This window comes from Pseudomonas sp. SID14000 (genome assembly GCF_002165135.1).
In the GTDB taxonomy this organism is placed as follows: Bacteria; Pseudomonadota; Gammaproteobacteria; order Pseudomonadales; family Pseudomonadaceae; genus Aquipseudomonas.
The window spans coordinates 72,392-89,320 of record NZ_NFZQ01000010.1 but is presented as its reverse complement, the minus strand read 5'-3'; the positions used below and the strand labels follow the sequence as shown (position 1 = coordinate 89,320).

Annotated in this window: 11 protein-coding genes and 3 pseudogenes; 8 read left to right on the top strand and 6 right to left on the bottom strand. The window is 63.5% G+C overall.

Going from position 1 to position 16,929, the window contains the following annotated elements; all coding sequences use genetic code 11:
* Positions 1–63: 63 nt before the first annotated feature.
* Positions 64–554, bottom strand: a pseudogene (locus tag CAY82_RS16345) (TenA family protein); the annotation flags it as partial.
* Between the two features lie 366 nt (positions 555–920).
* Here CAY82_RS16345 and CAY82_RS16340 point away from each other — a divergent pair.
* From CAY82_RS16340 to CAY82_RS16330, 3 genes are all read left to right on the top strand, one after another.
* Positions 921–4,313 carry a multicopper oxidase domain-containing protein gene (locus CAY82_RS16340; protein WP_087502140.1) on the top strand — a complete coding sequence of 1,131 codons (3,393 nt, stop codon included), beginning with the start codon at positions 921–923 and terminating at the stop codon, positions 4,311–4,313.
* Between the two features lie 126 nt (positions 4,314–4,439).
* Positions 4,440–5,423 (top strand): SCO family protein, encoded by a 984-nt coding sequence (locus CAY82_RS16335; protein WP_087502139.1) that lies wholly within the window; start codon positions 4,440–4,442, stop codon positions 5,421–5,423.
* 106 nt (positions 5,424–5,529) lie between these two features.
* A complete protein-coding gene (locus tag CAY82_RS16330; RefSeq protein ID WP_170931090.1) occupies positions 5,530–6,480 on the top strand; it encodes a site-specific integrase in 951 nt (316 codons plus the stop codon).
* On the opposite strand, the gene CAY82_RS16325 is transcribed toward CAY82_RS16330, so the two are convergent.
* Positions 6,470–7,387 (bottom strand): SMP-30/gluconolactonase/LRE family protein, encoded by a 918-nt coding sequence (locus CAY82_RS16325; protein WP_256576297.1) that lies wholly within the window; start codon positions 7,385–7,387, stop codon positions 6,470–6,472. The genes CAY82_RS16330 and CAY82_RS16325 overlap by 11 nt on opposite strands.
* A 205-nt stretch (positions 7,388–7,592) precedes the next feature.
* On the opposite strand from CAY82_RS16325, the gene CAY82_RS16320 reads away from it, so the two are divergent.
* Positions 7,593–8,504, top strand: a complete 912-nt coding sequence (locus CAY82_RS16320) for a LysR substrate-binding domain-containing protein (RefSeq protein WP_087502136.1) — start codon at positions 7,593–7,595, stop codon at positions 8,502–8,504.
* 54 nt (positions 8,505–8,558) lie between these two features.
* On the opposite strand, the gene CAY82_RS16315 is transcribed toward CAY82_RS16320, so the two are convergent.
* Positions 8,559–9,698, bottom strand: coding sequence for a glycerate kinase (locus CAY82_RS16315; RefSeq protein ID WP_087502135.1), 1,140 nt, complete (start codon positions 9,696–9,698; stop codon positions 8,559–8,561).
* Between the two features lie 128 nt (positions 9,699–9,826).
* Positions 9,827–10,924, bottom strand: a complete 1,098-nt coding sequence (locus tag CAY82_RS16310) for a sugar diacid recognition domain-containing protein (RefSeq protein ID WP_087502134.1) — start codon at positions 10,922–10,924, stop codon at positions 9,827–9,829.
* A gap of 162 nt (positions 10,925–11,086) precedes the next feature.
* Between CAY82_RS16310 and CAY82_RS16305 the strand changes: the two genes are divergently transcribed.
* The 4 genes and pseudogenes from CAY82_RS16305 to CAY82_RS27275 all read left to right on the top strand — a co-directional run bounded on the left by CAY82_RS16305 (position 11,087) and on the right by CAY82_RS27275 (position 15,378).
* On the top strand, positions 11,087–12,415 hold the full coding sequence (locus CAY82_RS16305) for an MFS transporter (RefSeq protein WP_087502133.1): 1,329 nt from the start codon (positions 11,087–11,089) through the stop codon (positions 12,413–12,415).
* A gap of 197 nt (positions 12,416–12,612) precedes the next feature.
* Positions 12,613–14,133: an FAD-dependent oxidoreductase gene (locus CAY82_RS16300; protein ID WP_087502132.1), complete on the top strand. Its 1,521-nt coding sequence runs from the start codon at positions 12,613–12,615 to the stop codon at positions 14,131–14,133.
* Between the two features lie 7 nt (positions 14,134–14,140).
* Positions 14,141–14,292 (top strand): annotated as a pseudogene (locus CAY82_RS26155) (aldo/keto reductase); the annotation flags it as partial.
* A gap of 159 nt (positions 14,293–14,451) precedes the next feature.
* Positions 14,452–15,378 carry an RHS repeat-associated core domain-containing protein gene (locus CAY82_RS27275; RefSeq protein WP_087502131.1) on the top strand — a complete coding sequence of 309 codons (927 nt, stop codon included), beginning with the start codon at positions 14,452–14,454 and terminating at the stop codon, positions 15,376–15,378.
* Between the two features lie 279 nt (positions 15,379–15,657).
* On the opposite strand, the pseudogene CAY82_RS16290 reads toward CAY82_RS27275, so the two are convergent.
* Positions 15,658–15,822: pseudogene (locus CAY82_RS16290) on the bottom strand (TraX family protein); the annotation flags it as partial.
* A gap of 3 nt (positions 15,823–15,825) precedes the next feature.
* A complete protein-coding gene (locus CAY82_RS16285) occupies positions 15,826–16,902 on the bottom strand; it encodes a metal-dependent hydrolase (RefSeq protein WP_087502130.1) in 1,077 nt (358 codons plus the stop codon).
* Positions 16,903–16,929 lie beyond the last annotated feature (27 nt).

Sequence of the window (16,929 nt, the reverse complement as noted above, 5' to 3'; positions counted from 1 at the left end):
CAGCATAGTGGCCCAAGCCTTGTGGTATTTGCTACTGGCCCTATCGCCGGTGCAGGCAGCAAATCAAGCTCCGTCCAACCCCATCTGCCAGAAGTCCGCCTCCAGGCTGGACGCCTGGCCGAAAATCCCCACCAGTTCGGCAAACCGTTGCTCGGTCATGCTCCGCGCTGCCAGCTCGTCCAGATGCTTGCGCGCCGCGGTGGCGACCCCCTGGTAGCCCTCGCCGGCATACTCAGCGATCCATTCACGGTACGGGTGACTGCTCAAATCGCCAATGCGCTCGGACAGCGCCCGACCGATCTCGGCATAACCGATCACGCAAGGCGCTAGCGCCACATGCAGCTCCAGCAGGTCACCCGCGGCACCGCAGTCCAGCACATAGCGGGTATATGCAACCGTCGCCTGGTGCTCCGGCGCCGCCTCGATATCGGCCTGGGTCAGCCCCCAGCGTGCGCACAGGCGCAAGTGCAGCTCAGTTTCGTCCAGAATCGCCGCAAGCCCTATCTGCGCAGCGCGCGGATGTCCGCCGGGCGACGGCTCTTGTAGGCGGCCAGCACGGCTTTCTGCGGGCCGACGCGGTCGAGTTCGGCATGCAGGAAGGCCACAAAGTCCGGGCGTGTCGGCCGGTTCACTGCGTTGGCATGGACGAGTCTCGCTGCGGCGCCCCTTGGCGGCGCTCAGGTATACCCCAGGGCGCCGGTACTGTCACTACCCAATCAGTGGGCAATGGGTGACCCACTAGTGGGGACCTTCACCCATTTTTGACGCTACGGTATTTAACGCACATCAGGCACCACAAGGATTTGTTTGGAAAGGTATTCCTCGGATCTGGGTTGGCACAACCGTTGCTCTTGCCCCATAAACGGGCAAAACGCCATCGATAGCGTAAAGCCATAAGGCCGCGAGCGAGGCACAAGGCTATGAAAACATCTGCCATGATCCACCCTGCTAGGCACGCATTCCAGCTGTCCACCGTCATTACGCTGATGCTCGGCCTCGGGCTGGTCACGGCTACAGCCGCTCCCCTCGACGACAACAGCATGCCACCGCCGACCGACCCGTCAGCCTACACCGACCAGCCAGCCGACCCGACCCAGGCCTTGCTAGACCAGTTCAACATGCCGCCGGCCAACCAAGGTGCGCTAGAGCTGACCAATGGCGTGTACGGCGACCGCGACACGGTACGCGCCAACAACGTGCTGCCGCCGGCCTTGCAAACCGACAACAAATACCCCACCAATGGCAAGCCCAGCCCGCTGTTCGGAGCGCTGCCGTTTACCCAGCAGCTACTGCTGTTCGAGGAGTTCGGCACGGAAAAACTCGACCCCACGCTACCGCCGCCGGCCCTGACCTTCCCGGTGCCCACCCTGGGCGCGGCTCCGGCGCAGGACCCCAATGTGGTAGCTCGTAGCGGCCCCAGCGGCACGGCCCTGGAAGCCTTCCTCAAACAGCCGGGCCTGTACCCGTTCCCGACCCAGTATTCCAACGTGCTCGACCGCAACCCGTGGAAGGCGCAGATCGAGATGTTCCTCAACCGCAAGCCGGTCGGATCGCCGGCAGAGGGCCGGCCACCAGGAAAAGGCTGGTCGCACCAGCGCTGGAACGAGTTCTACCCGCAGGCGGGGTTCAAGACCGCCCAGGCCGGTGCGCGCATCAACCTCGGCCTGCGTGACCGCAAGCAACTGCACAACTATGCGGTTGGCGAGTTCGCCCCGGGCGGCCTGTACTACCAGACCTCCGACATCCCCACCACGTTGGGCACCACCAAGGGTATCGACACCCGCTTCCACCCGAAAATGCCACTGCAAAACCACAAGTCGCTGTGGACCTTCGACGGCACCTTCCCGCCCAAGCTGCTGATGGTACGCTACGGCCAGCCGATCCTGATGCGCCATTACAACGCCCTGCCGATCGACCCTTCGGCCAACAATGGCTTTGGTCTGCACACCCTCTCCACCCACGAACACAATGGCCATTCACCAGCCGAGAGCGACGGCTATGCCAACGCCTACTTCTTCCCTGGCCAGTATTACGATTACCGTTGGCCGTTGCAGTTGGCCGGCTACGACACCATCAACACCCGCGCCCAGGACCCGCGTGCGGCGTTCCCCTGCTCGCCGGGTGAAACCCTGTTCGTCAATGACGCCTCGCCAGGCCTGAAAACCTGCCAGAACGGCAGCATCAAGATTCGTGGCGACTGGCGCGAAACCATGAGCACCCACTGGTTCCACGACCACATGATGGATTTCACGGCGCAGAACGTCTACAAAGGCAACGCCACAATGATGAACTACTACAGCGCCCTGGACCGCGGCAACGAGGCCCTGCAGGATGGCGTCAACCTGCGCTTCCCCAGCGGTTCGGCGCTGCCGTGGGGTAACCGCGACTACGACGTCAACCTGGTGATCGCCGACAAGGCCTGGGATGCCAACGGCCAGCTGTGGTTCAACCCGTTCAACACCGACGGCTTCCTCGGTGACCAGATCCTGGTTAACTGGCAGTACCGGCCGACACTCAAGGTACGCGCGCGCAGCTACCGCTTCCGTATCCTCAACGGTTCGGTGTCGCGCTACTTCAAGTTCGCCGTGGTACGGGAAATTGCCGGCACCAGCGGCGAATTCAAAGGCCCGACCGGCTCCAACCTGTCGTATGCGCGGGTGCCGTTCCACATGATCGCCAACGACGGCAACATCATGGAGCACACCGTACCGTTCGACGGCACCATGGACCTCAACGGCGACGGCAACCTGCAGGACAATAACGGTATCCTGCCGCTGCAAGGTATCGCCGAGCGCTACGACATCATCATCAACTTCGCCAAGCACGGCATCAAGGTCGGCGACAAGCTGTACTTCGTCAACCTGGAGGAGCACCAGAGCGGCAAGGGCCCGGAAGGCGCCATCGCGCTGGCCGACGTGCTGGCGGAAAAATACAAGCCAGTGATCAAGTTCACCAGCAAAGGCCCTCGCTGGGAAAACGGCGACCCGGCGATCGGCAGGTTCCTGCAGCTTGTGGTACAGCCCTACAGCGGCCAGGACTTGAGTATGAACCCGACAGCCTATGAGCCCGCCAAACCAGGCAAGGCCGCAGGCCTGAAGATGCTACCGCTGCCGATTGACCGCAACTCTGCCACCGACCAGGCCAAACTCCAGGCTGCCCGCCACCGCGAGTTCATCTTCGGTCGCTCCGACGGTACCGACACCCAGCCCTGGACTATCAAGACCGATGGCGGCTTTGGCTACAGCATGGACCCACGGCGCATCAACGCGGCGCCACAGCTGGCCCAGCAGTCCACCGACGGTGGTTTCAGCGGTGACGGCACCCTGGAAGTGTGGAAAATCGTCAACGGCGGCAATGGCTGGAGCCACCCGGTGCATGTGCACTTCGAGGAAGGCGTGGTCCTGAGCCGCGACGGCAAGGCCCCGCCGGAATGGGAAAAATGGGCGCGCAAGGACGTGTTCCGCATCGGGCCGGATATCGATTCGTCGGAAGAGGTAGAAGTCGCCATCCGCTTCCGCGAATTTGCCGGTACCTACATGGAGCACTGCCACAACACCCAGCATGAAGATACATCAATGCTGCTGCGCTGGGACCTGGAACACCCGGGCCAGTTCCAGGTGATGCCGACCCCTCTGCCGGGCTGGGATGGCGTGGAGTACGTGGCCTCGGTTGGCCTGCCGACCTTCCGCACCAAAGACCCTGATGACGACGACCCGACCAACAAACCGCCGGTCGCGGCCAACGACAGCGCGGCAACCACGGCCGGCAAGCCAATCACCCTTAACGTGCTGGCCAACGACAGCGACCCGGAAGGCAACCTGCCGCTGACCGTCGTCAGCCTCACCCAGCCGGACTCCGGCCAGGGTAGTACCAGCACCAATGGCACCACGGTGATCTACACCCCGCCGGCCACGGTCCCCACGCCGTTCACCGCCACCTTCAACTACACGGCACGTGACGCCAAGGGCGCCGAATCGGTAGCGCCGGCCACGGTCAACATCGCGGTAGGCCCAGCGGTGGCGGTCGATCAGATCCAGGTCACCAGTGCCACGGTGCAGGTGCTCAGCGGCAACCGCTTCACCTGGGAAGTCGCAGGCACTACCTCGGTGGCCACGGGCAACAGCATCACTGTGACCGCGGCCACCACCGGCGGCCCGGTGAACCTGGGCAACGCCACAATGACTGCAACGGGCAGCGGCGCCAGTTGGCGGTTGGTGGCAACCACCACCGGCTACGGCCCGGCCACGCCGGCGACAGTGACCGTGAAATCGGCGCTGGGGCAGAGCGTGACCGCGCCAGTCAGATACAAGTGAGGGTAAAGCGGGGGCCGCTGTGCGGCCCATCGCCGGCAAGCCAGCTCCCACCTCGACCGGCATCGGCTCCGAGCCTTGTGCTCTCTCCCACAGGGCCCCTACTAATTCATCGACGAGGACCGCATCATGTCCGGCTCATGGCGTTTTTTGCTGGTGCTCTCGCTGTTTGCCGCCAGCATCCCGTTCTGGCCGTTGCAACCGCAACAACCCGTAGCCGAGGAAGCTGCAACCCCTTGGGGCGCCGACTATTTCCCCAACATCCCCCTGCTCACCCAGGATGGTGAAAAAGTGCTTTTTTTTGATGATCTGATCAAGGACAAGGTGGTCGCCATCAACTTCATCTTTACCGGCTGCTCCGACTCCTGCCCAGTGGAAACCGCCCGCCTGCGTCAGGTGCAGAAGATCCTCGGTGATCGGGTCGGCAAGGATATCTTCCTCTATTCCATCAGCATCGACCCCTACAACGACACCCCTGACACCCTCAAGCGCTACGCCGAAAAGTTCGGCATCGGCCCTGGCTGGACGCTGCTCACCGGCGAGCCGGCCGATATCGAGCAATTGCGTCGCAGCCTCGGCCTGTACATCGAAGGCCTGGAAAACGGCCGCTCCAAGGACCACAACCTGAGCCTGATCATCGGCAACCAGGCCACCGGCCGCTGGATGAAGGCCTCGCCCTTTGAAAGCCCGTACATCCTTGCCGACCGCCTGGGCAACAGCCTGCACAACTGGAAACAGGCCAGCGCCATGACCAACGACTACGTTCAGGCTCCCGAGGTACGCGCCCCCAGCAGTGGCGAGCAGCTCTTCCGCACACGCTGCTCGTCTTGTCACACGCTGGGCAATAGCGAGCCAGGGCAACCCGGCATCGGCCCCGACCTGCTGGGTGTGACCCGCCAACGTGACGCCAACTGGCTGACCCGCTGGCTGAAGGAGCCCGACCAGATGCTGGCACAGAAAGACCCCCTGGCCATGCTGCTGTACGAACAGTACAACCGCCTGGCCATGCCCAACATGCGCCTGGGTGACGCCGAAGTCAGCGCGCTGCTGAGCTACATGGAGGAAGAAACCGCGCGCCTGCAGACGCCCCTGGCAGAGAAGGGAAATCCTTAAAGGCAACATGCCAGCACATCATGCCGAAAGCCCCACTGACACTACAGCCGGGACAGGCAATCCAATTCGGTTTATCGTGTGCCCATTACCCACCGATGCCCGCACCATGACCGACATCGAGCGCTACCTCCGCGCCGCCACCCGTGACAACACCCGGCGCAGCTACCAGGCCGCCATCGAGCATTTCGAAACCCACTGGGGCGGCTTTCTACCGGCCACGGCTGAGAGCATCGCCCGCTACCTGGCCGACAACGCCGACCAACATGCGGTCAGTACGCTGCGCCTGCGCCTGGCCGCACTCAGCCAATGGCACGTCGCCCAAGGTTTCCCCGACCCGACCAAGACGCCGCTGGTGCGCCAGGTGCTACGCGGCATCCGCACCCTGCACCCGACACCACCCAGGCAAGCCGCCCCCCTGTTGCTGCAGCACCTGCAAACTGCAGTGGAATGTTTCGAACAAGAAGCCCGCCAGGCCCGTGAACACCATGACCTGGCCACCCTGCGCCGGGCGCGCCGCGACGCGGCCTTGCTGTTGCTGGGCTTCTGGCGCGGCTTTCGTGGTGATGAACTGGCACGCCTGCGCGTCGAGCACATCCAGGCCGAAGCCGGTGTCGGCATCACTCTGTTCGTACCGCGCAGCAAGGGCGACCGCGAAGCCTTGGGCGTGCAACACCGAACCCCGGCCCTCAAGGCCTTGTGCCCGGTCACGGCCTACCTGCAATGGCTGGAAGTCGCCGGCATAGCCCATGGGCCAGTGTTCCGCAAGCTCGACCGCTGGGGCAACCTCAGCGATGCCGCGCTCAACAGCAACAGCCTGGTCAGCCTGCTGCGGCGCATGCTGGAGCGCGCCGGAGTACCCGCAGCGCTGTATACCGGCCACTCGCTGCGCCGTGGCTTTGCCACCTGGGCCACTGCCAACGGTTGGGAGTTGAAGTCACTGATGAGCTACGTGGGCTGGAAAGACGCCAAGTCGGCGTTACGCTACATCGACGCGGCGCAGCGTTTTGGCGAACTGGCCGTACTACAGGCCAGCCAGGCTCAACCGCTTATTCCTTGAAACTGTGCCGGGTGATGCCACCGATCTTCGGGCTGATGGCATACAGGTCGCCAGCGTCGGGGTAATGGTGAAGGTCTTCGGCACTCATGCCGAAGCGCGCGGTGCTGATGTACAAGGTATTCATTCCCACCCCGCCGAAACAGCAACTGGTGGGGCACGGCACTGGCATCAGCACCTGGTCGGTCAGGTGGCCATGGCAGTCATAACGCAGCAGGCAACTGCCATGGTACTGGCACACCCACAGGCCGCCTTCGCGGTCCAGCGCAAGGCCGTCCGGCCGCCCCAGTTCGGCAGGGGTTTCGGCAAATAGCGTTACCGCGCCCAGGCGGCCTTCGGCCAGGTACCTGGCGCTGTAGATCGAGCGCGCCGCCGAATCGACGAAGTACACTGTGTGGCCGTCCTGCGACCAGGCCAGGCCGGTGGGCAACGCCATGTCGTCGTGGATCACCTGGTCGCTCAACTGCCCGTCAAAACGGAACAGTGCCCCGGTGTTGCCACTCAGAGCGTCGTCCATCAGCCCAGTGACGAAGCGGCCCTGCGGGTCGCAGGCGCCATCATTGAAACGGTAAGTCGGCCGCGGGTGAACCGACACCGAATGCCGGCGCACCTTGCGCAGCGGTACGTCGAAGATGGCCACGCTGGCATCCTCGGTGAAAATCAGGTTGCCCTGGTCGGTCAACGCCAGCGCGCCGATGCGTGCCGCGGATTCGTACAGGCACTCGGCTTCGCCATCGGGTGTCAGGCGGTTGATGCGCCCCCCAGAGATATCGACGAAGTACAACGCGCTGCTGCATTCATCCCAGACCAGGCTCTCGCCCAGGTCGGCGCGCGTTTTAGCGACGTTGACCGGCACGTAGTTGCATGCCTTGAGGCGGTTCCGCAGTTCGCCCACCTCCGCCAGCGTCATGGGATGGGCCAGTCCCAGGCCCTGTGCGGCATCGGTGAAGACCGCAGGATTATCGTGGAAAGGGTCTGTTGCGGGCATTTGCTGGCTACCTTCGATTCTCCTTTTTACGATAACAACAAAAAAATCAATGACTTAATATTAAAAGCATGTAACTTTGATATCTCATGGATATCACCGCCGGGTCACCGGGCTGAAGGACCGCAGGATGATCGAGACACGTTTGCTCCGGCAGTTCATTGCCGTGGCCGAAGAGCTGCACTTCCACAAGGCCGCCGAGCGCCTGCACATGGCGCAACCGCCGCTGAGCCAGGCGATCGGTCGCCTCGAGGACAAGCTCGGTTTCGGCCTGTTCCTGCGCAACAAGCGCGGGGTGCGGCTGACGGCGGCGGGCACGGCCTTCCTCGATACCGCCTACCGCACGCTGGCCGAGCTGGAACAGGGTATCGAGTATGCGCGCAATGTGTCCGCCGGCATCAGCGGCAAACTGGACATCACGGCCATTTCCATCGCTTGTTACGACTCGCTGCTCACTACCTTGCGCCGCTTTCGCGAGGCGCACCCGAACGTGCGGCTGACCATCCGCGAGATGCCATCGGCCTCGCAGGCCAAGGCTCTGCTGGCCGGTGAGGCCGACATCGGCTTCATGCGCAGGTTGCCGTTGCCGGCAGGAGCTCTCGAGTCACGGCTACTGCTTGATGAGCGGATCGTCATGGCCCTGCCGGCCTGCCATGCGAAAGCGCAAGAGGGGGCGGTGGACCTGCGCGAGTTTGCCGATGAGGATTTCGTTTTCAGTCCGCAAGCCGTGGCCGGTGGTTACCACGCGCAGTTGACGGCGCTGTGCGAGGCAGCGGGTTTCTACCCCAGGGTGGTGCAGGAGGCGGCGCAGGTCCACACCCTGCTGGGCCTGGTGGCCTGTGGTTTTGGCGTGGCCCTGGTGCCGGCCTCGTTCATCGGTTTCATCCCGCCCGAACGCGTGCAGTTCCGACCGATCCAGCCAATCGACGACCAGCCCACTCCGGGCCTGGGCTTGTACATGAAATGGAATGCCCGGAATACTTCGCCGGCGCTGGCCAACTTCATTGCCATGTACGAAAACCCGGGCATCGCTGGCCATTAGGAGCACTGCCCAAGAAGAGCACCCCATAACCCGCAGGGCTCACCCTCAACCTGCTCAGATCTGCTTCGCGCAGCACCACAGCCGCCCGATATCACAAGCCCGCGCCCGCAGCAGCTCTGCGGCATTGGTACATGCTTGCTCCAGGCTCATCGGCCCGCTGGCCAGGGCAAAGGCAGCATCGACCCCATGGGCGTAAAGCTGCTGGTAGCCCTCACCCAAGGTCCCGGCCAGTACCACTACCGGCACCCCATGGCGCTTGGCAACCCGGGCCACACCCATCGGCGTCTTGCCTCGCAAGGTCTGGGCATCGAAGCGCCCTTCACCGGTCACCACCAGGTCCGCGCCCTGCACCAGCGCCTCCAGGCCTGCCAGTTCGGCCACCACTTCCACCCCTGGGCGGAACTGTGCCCCCATGAATGCCCGGGCCGCGAAACCCATGCCGCCGGCAGCGCCGCAGCCAGGGTAGTCACGCACATCCTCACCCAGCAGCTGCGCACAATGGTCGGCAAAATGCCCCAGGGCCTGGTCCAGCGCTTGCACCTGCTGCGGGTTGGCCCCCTTCTGCGGGCCGAAGATCGCCGATGCGCCGTTGGCACCGCACAGTGGGTTGTCGACATCTGCTGCAACTTCGAACTGCACCTCGGCCAGGCGTGGATCGAGGTCGCTGGCATCGATGCGGGCCAGCTTGGCGAGGGCCAGTCCGCCCTCCTCCAGCGCTTGCCCGTCGGCGTCCAGCAGGCGCAGGCCCAGCGCCCGCAACATACCGCTACCAGCGTCGTTGGTGGCACTGCCGCCAATGGCCAGCACCACCCGTTGCGCGCCGGCGGCCAAAGCGGCGGCAATCAGCTCACCGGTACCCCAGGTGCTGCTGCGACAGGCATCGCGCTGGCCAGTCGGCACCAGCTGCAGGCCACTGGCCTGGGCCATTTCTATGATCGCCGTGCGGCTTTGCGGCAGCCAGCCCCAGCCCGCCTCGACGCTTTGCCCCAGTGGCCCACGCACAGCCTGACGACGCAGTTCGCCATGGCTGGCGGCGAGAATCGCATCCATGGTGCCTTCACCACCGTCGGCCATCGGGCACTCGACCAGCTCCGCCTCAGGCCAGGCTTCGCCCAGGCCCGCCGCGATGGCGCGGGCGACACCGGCAGCGTCGAGGCTGTCCTTGAACGAGTCGGGGGCAATGACGATCTTCATGGGGTTTCTCCTGTCCTGATGAGCGGCATGCTGACAGGTGGCTGCCAAGGAGGCCTCGGTCAAATGCACAAAACGTCGGGCGGGTTGTTTGGGCAGATGCCTTCGCGGCTGCTCCTACATGTCTCGTGTCAATCTACAGGCAGCAGTTGCAACCCCAGGTACAAGCTAAGCATCCCTTCCATGCGCAGCGGGTCGACCTCGCCCAGTTCGGCAATCCGCTCCAGGCGGTAGCGCAAGCTGTTGCGGTGGATGCCCAGGGCATCGGCACAGGCCTGGCTCTGGCCGTCATGGGCACACCAGGCGCGCAGCGTGGTGAGCAACTGCCCACTGCTGTCCTTGCTGCGAATACGCTGCAACGGCTCCAGCAACTCATCCAGCGCATCATCGTTGCGATGCCGCCACAGCAAAGCCGGCAACCGGTAGCGCTGCAGGCTGAGCAGGCGCTCGCCGGGCAGTACCTCGCGCCCATAGGCCAACAGGTCACGCACCCGGCGATAACCCCGGCGCAGTTGCTCCAGGCTTTGCGCGGCACTACCCAGGGCCAGGCGCTCCACTTCCCAGCCATGACGTTGCAGGCGCTCCAGCAGACGGGGCTCATCCAGCGCCACGCCAGCCGGGCGACACCACAATAACGACTGGCGGGCCGGGCTGACGCACCAACTGTCCGGGTAGCGGCTCATCAACCACGCCGACAGGGTTTCGGCGGATGGCCCCGAGGCCAGTTCGAACAGGCACGGCACACGTGGTAACTGGGGTTTGAGCCCCAGTTGCCGGGCCTCGTCGAGCAACCGAGGCGAATCGCCGCTGCCACCCAGCAGCAGGGCCAGCAAGTCGTCACAGCGCTGCCGTCGCCATTGCTGGTCGGCCTGCAAATGGCGCTGGGCCAACAGCATTTCGGCGGTCATGCGCACCAGCTCGCCATAGGTACGCACTTGCTGCGGGTCACCGGTCAGGCCAAGCACGCCCATCAATCGACCATCGAGCATCAGCGGCAGGTTCACCCCAGGTTGCACGCCCTTCAGGCATTTGGCCGCGTCGGTATCCAGCTCGACGATCCGGCCGTTGGCCAGTACCAGCTGCGCGCCCTCGTGACGGGTGTTGATGCGCTCCGGTTCGCCACTGCCGAGGATCAACCCCTGGCTGTCCATGACATTGACGTTGCAGGGCAGAATGGCCATCGCCCGGTCCACGATATCCTGTGCCAGGTCATGGTCGAGTTCGAACATTGAATGGTCCTTTGGGTGTCAGGTTTTGGGCTCGGGCACAGCAGCCCGGTGCAAGTGCTGTGCAAAAGCACAAAGACAGGCACGCCGCAGTCCCCGAGACTCGTCAGGGCGAGCGCCGGAACAGGCGACGCGGCGACAACCATAACAACAGAGAACCCGATCATGGCATACAGCCCCGCCCCTGACCAAGGCACGGACACCACCCGCAACGCGCTGTACCGGCGCATCACCCTGCGGCTGATTCCGTTCATTTTCATCTGCTACCTGTTCAACTACCTGGATCGCGTCAACGTCGGCTTTGCCAAGCTGCAGATGCTCGACGCCCTGAAGTTCAGCGAAACGGTGTACGGCCTTGGCGCCGGCATCTTCTTCATCGGCTACGTGCTCTGCGGCCTGCCGAGCAACCTGGCGCTCAACCGCTTCGGCCCGCGGCGCTGGATCGCGCTGATGATGATCGCCTGGGGCAGCCTCTCCACCTGCCTGCTGTTCGTCACTACGCCCACCGAGTTCTACGCCCTGCGCCTGCTGACCGGCGCTGCCGAAGCAGGCTTCTTCCCAGGCGTGGTGCTGTACCTTTCGCGCTGGTTCCCGGCAGCCCGCCGCGGCCGCATCATGGCCCTGTTCATGTCGGCCATCCCGGTGTCGGGCCTGCTCGGCGGGCCGTTCTCTGGCTGGATCCTCCAACACTTCGCCGCCGGCCAGCACGGCCTGGCCGGCTGGCAATGGATGTTCCTGATCCAGGGCCTGCCGACTGTTGCCCTGGGCGTACTGGCAGTGTTCCTGCTCAGTGACGGCTACCAGAAAGCCGCCTGGCTGAGCCCGGCCGAACGCCAGCTCATCGCTGCCGACCTCGACGCCGATACCGCCAGCAAACCCCGCACCACCGGCGACAGCGTGCTTGCCGTACTGACCAATCCGCTGGTCTGGACCTTCGGCTTTGTCTATTTCTGTATCCAGAGCGGTGTGTACGCAATCAACTTCTGGCTGCCGTCGATCATCAGGAACATGGGCTTCGACAACCCGCTGCTGATCGGCTGGCTCAGCGCCATCCCGTACCTGCTGGCCGGTGTGTTCATGATCCTCTGCGGGCGCTCGGCCGACCTGCGCAACGAGCGCCGCTGGCACCTGGTGGTACCGATGCTGATGGGCGCCATCGGCCTGCTGATCGCGGTGAACTTCGCCAGTAACCCGGCCGTCGCCATCCTCGGCCTGTCGATCGCCACCATGGGCGCCCTCACCGGCCTGCCGATGTTCTGGCCGATGCCCACCGCACTGCTTAGCGCCGGCGCCGCTGTCGCCGGCCTGGCGATCATCAACTCGGTAGGCCAGATGGCCGGCTTCCTGAGCCCGTACCTGGTCGGCTTCATCAAGGACCAGACAGGCTCGACCGATGCCGCGCTGTATTCACTGGCGGCGTTGATCGTGCTGGGTAGCCTGGTGGCCTTGCGGGTAACCCGGGCCGGCGCGCTGAGTACTGTACGGGCCAGTTGAGACATTCGCGGGTAAACCCGGTCCCACAGGATCCCCCCCAACTCGAAGATTGTGGATTCCATATGGGAGCGGGTTCACCCGCGAAGAGGCCCGCCAAGGCCACATCAAGTTTACATCCTCCACCGATCGTCAGCTCAACGCATCCCATCGCCGACGCAGGCGTCAAATGGTTCCAAAGGTCCCTTTGGAGAACCCCCATGACCCAGCACGTCGTGGCCCGCCTGGCCCAACTCGACGACCACCGCCCCCTGCGCGTCCAGGCCGGCAGCGAGGAACTCATCCTCATCCGCCAGGGCGAGCAGGTGCATGCCTTCCAGGGCAATTGCCCCCACGAAGGCGCCCCACTCAATGAAGGTGTGATCTGCGGCGGCCTGCTGGTCTGCCCCTGGCACAAGGCCGCATTCGCCGTGGACGAGGGCGCGGTCTGCGAGCCGCCAGCCCTGGCCGACCTGCGCCGCTACAGAACCTGGGTCAAAGGCGACGAGGTCTGGGTCGATGACCAACCCCTACCCAAAACCGAGCCGCCCCTCCACAGCGATGCCCGCTGTTTCGTGGTGGTCGGTGCCGGTGCCGCGGGCAGTGCTGCAGTCGCCACCCTACTGGCCCATGGCTTTGCCGGCCGCCTGGTGTGGGTCGATCAGGAGCGCCAGCCAGCCTACGATCGCACGTCCCTCAGCAAATTCGTGATCGCCGGGCAGATGCAACCCGATGAGGTGCCCGCCCTGCTCGACGCCGACGCCCTGCGCAAGGGCCAGCTGGAGCGCAAGCATGGCAAGGTGCGTACCCTGAACAGCCAGAAGCGCCAAGTCACGCTGGCCGACGGCCAGCAGATCGACTACGACGCCTGCCTGCTGGCCACCGGCGGCAAGGCGCTGCGGCCCGATATCCCAGGTGTCGATCTGCCCGGGATATTTACCCTGCGCTCACGGGAAGATGCCGCGCACCTGCTGGACGCTGCCGAACCCGGCCAGCCAGTGGTGATCATCGGCGACGGTTTCATCGGCCTGGAAGCCGCCTCGGCCTTGCGCAAGTACGGTCTGCAGGTGCACCTGGTCACCCGCCACGAAGTCCCCTTGGCCCGGCAGCTGGGCGAGCGCATCGGCCGTAGCATCCGCGAATTGCACGAACGCAAGGGGGTCACCTTCCACGGCCCCACCGAGGTAGAACGGATCCAGGGCCAGGGCAAGGTCGAAGCCGTGCTGCTGGCCAATGGCGAGCGGCTACAGACGCCGCTGGTGCTGCTGGGCACCGGGGTAGAACCGGCGACCGCTTTTATCCGGGGCGTACTGCTGACCGAAGACAAGTCGGTGCAAGTCGATGCCGAAATGCGCGCCGCAGATGGCCTATGGGCCGCGGGGGATATCGCCACCTTCCCGCTCACCGGGCGCCCGGTGCGTATCGAACACTGGCGCCTGGCCCAGCAGCACGGCGTTATCGCGGCCGCCAACATGCTCGGCGAGCAGCGCCGCTACGCCGACGTACCGTTCTTCTGGACCTACCAGCATGGCCGCACCTACGAAGTACTGGGTCATGCGCGGGACTGGAACCGTATCGAGTTCGTCGGCGAGCCGGAAAAAGGCGACTTCATCGCCTTGCAATGCGTGGATGAACGGGTCGAGGCGGTTATCGCCAAGGGCTATTCCGATGCCATGGCAACGCTGTCACAACGCCTGAAGCGCCCGTTGAGCCTGCAGGAGGCATTGGCGCTGATCGGTTGAGGCCGCCTATGTTGAAGCCAAGGGCGTGGGTATCGTCGAGTTCGCGATAGCCTGGGTACTAAACAACCGGCTGGTCAGTTTGGCGATTGTCGGGCCGTGGACGGAGAACAGTGGGACACCTATGGCGGCGCGCTGGCGATGAAAATCACCGCGGAGGATGCGCATTTTTGTTAGCGGCAGAGTTATCGTGCGTTAACACTTTTCAACACACGCGTGGCATCGAGCAGCAGCCACATGGCGCAGCCTGATATTTTTGCCAGTTGTCCACCTGTGCTGCTCTGCATAGGGTGAGGTCACTCACTTGAACCGGGCGTAGCCATGTCATCCACCGCCGTCACTGACCATTTTTTCTATCAACAGGACCGTTTGGTGTCCAGGCATAGCGACAAACACATAAGGTTGCTACACGCCGAGAAACTGCTTGCGCAGCTGGACGCCAGAACGGGTGAACATTCAATGTTGCTGCAGACCGACTTGAACGGATCGGTACTAAATGCGCGGGTGCAACAGCGTATTCGCGCTTACACACCTTACGGTTTTTCTCCCGATGATTCGGGGAGGGTACTTGCAGGGTTCAATGGCGAGTATCTGGATGTGGTGACGCTCGGCTATCCGCTTGGGCAGACCAAACGGTTTTATCTCTCCAAGGCAAGATTCAACAGTCCCGACCCATTGGGCCCGTTCGGGGAAGGGGGAACCAATTGCTATACCTACTGCAAAGGTGACCCTGTGAATTTCGCCGATCCGACAGGGTTGGCCAGGGTTTTTCAAAGACCTCAGACTACTACTCCCAGCTCTCCTCCCGGTCCTTTTCATAGACGAGCCCCTGCGTCAGGTAACAGCGACACGGCAGCTGGCCGTACTCTGCCACTAAGTCCGTCATCCAGCCGCTCCAGCTCCAACCGGCGTAGCGCTCCGTCAACCACTGTACCCCGCCAGGCTTCAGGAACGCCTCCGCAACAGATTCAATTGCGAGAACTAAATTCAATCTCAGGTAATACGCCCGCAAGTACGGACCGCAGTTACAGGGATCGACCTACCTACCGCGATCAGAACCACAATTTAAGTCTTTTTTCGAGAGTCGGTCAGGCGTGGACCCAACCTGGTCCTCGCATGCAGAATTTCCAGATCGCTATCTATCTTCCCTACAACGTCGTCAGAATGTATCCGGTGATATCCATTCTCGTAGGTATCGGTATTGTCGGAGCTGTTGTAGCTACAGTAGTTCTCACAAGGAAGAACTGACTGAAGATTGGCGCAGTTCGATTATGCCAATGGGGCTGAGGGGTATACGGATTATCCGTTCCTCAAGCAGGCTTGATGCAGTCAGGGAGCTTACAGGCTCCGTTTTTATTGCCTGTGCCGGCCTCTTCGCGGGTGAACCCGCTCCCACAGCAACCCCACAACTTTCAAGACAGGCGCAGTACCTGTGCGGGCATGCCCGCGAACAGGCCAGTAGGGTTTAGCTCAGCTCTGCCAAGGCCCGCGCGGCGAAGGCATGCGAACGCTGCCGCGACAGCGGGTCCTGGCGCGCCCCACATTCACCGCAATCGCCAGGCAAAACAGCGGAAACGCTAACCGGCCAATCACGAACAGGCCATCGGCATCAGGCCACAGAAAACGCAGGTGGTCGGCGACCATGGCCAGCATCGCCGTCCACTTGACCAGATCCAGCCCGGCCAAACGCATGCCTCAATGCCCGCGCTCAGCGGTGCCAGGCACCAGGTAACGATCAGTCCAGGCAGCCAGCGGCAACGGTGGCTGCTGCTCGACGATCCGTCGCCAGATCAGCACCAGGTCGCCGCCGTTGAACGCCGCCCCTGGCCCGGCGCCCCTCCACATCGATGGCACATCGGCAATCCAGTGCCCCTGGCTGTCACGATGGGCCATGCTGAAGCGGAACGTGTAATTCCCCGGAATGCCCATGCGCAGGTCGCTGACCACCAGCGCGTCGCCGACTTGGTCGTAGCGCAGCCAGTCATCGGTGAACCAGCGCAAGCGCTGGTGCAACGGGTGCCCGCCCAGCGCTTGCGCCAGTTGCAAGTTACGCGGCAATCGCTGCATTTCTGGCGGTTGCTGGTCGAAGCCGCTGCTGATGCCTTCGTAGTAATCGCCATCCGGGGTCTTGGCCAGCACCCGCCAGACCAAGCTGTTGAAGGCTATCGGCACGGCGCGTACCTGGCTGACGGCGATACCTTGGCGGTCGAGCGCAGCCTGGAAGCGCTGCTCGGCCGCCATGCGTCCGGCCAGGCCGAAACCCAGGTAGGCTGCGCTGAACACCAGGGCCAAGGTCAGTAATTGCGTAGCCTTGCTCGTCAGCCCCTTGATGCTTGCGTAGATCACCGCGACCAGTAGCGGCACGGTGTAGACCGGGTCGATGATGAACACCGCTGCCCAGCTTTCCGGGGTGGTCTGCAAAGGCCAGAACAACTGTGTGCCGTAGACCGTGAAGGCGTCGAGCAACGGGTGGGTGACCAGCACCAGCCAGAACGCCAAAAACAGCCTGGGCAAGGTATAGCCTTTGCCTGGCCAGCACTTGTTGACCAGCCAGGCCAGCAGCAAGGCCAGCCCGGTGAGCACGAACAGGGAATGAGAAAAGCCGCGGTGATAGGTCATCTGCGACACCGGGTCGGCATAGCGGATGATCACGTCCAGGTCGGGCAGCGTGCCCAGCGCCGCGCCATACAGCAGCGAGCGACGGCCCTGGACGCGGCCGAGCATGGTGCCTTGCAGGGCGGCGCCGAGAACAGCTTGAGTAATGGAGTCCAAGGGTGGCAATCCTGAAAAGGTGGTTTC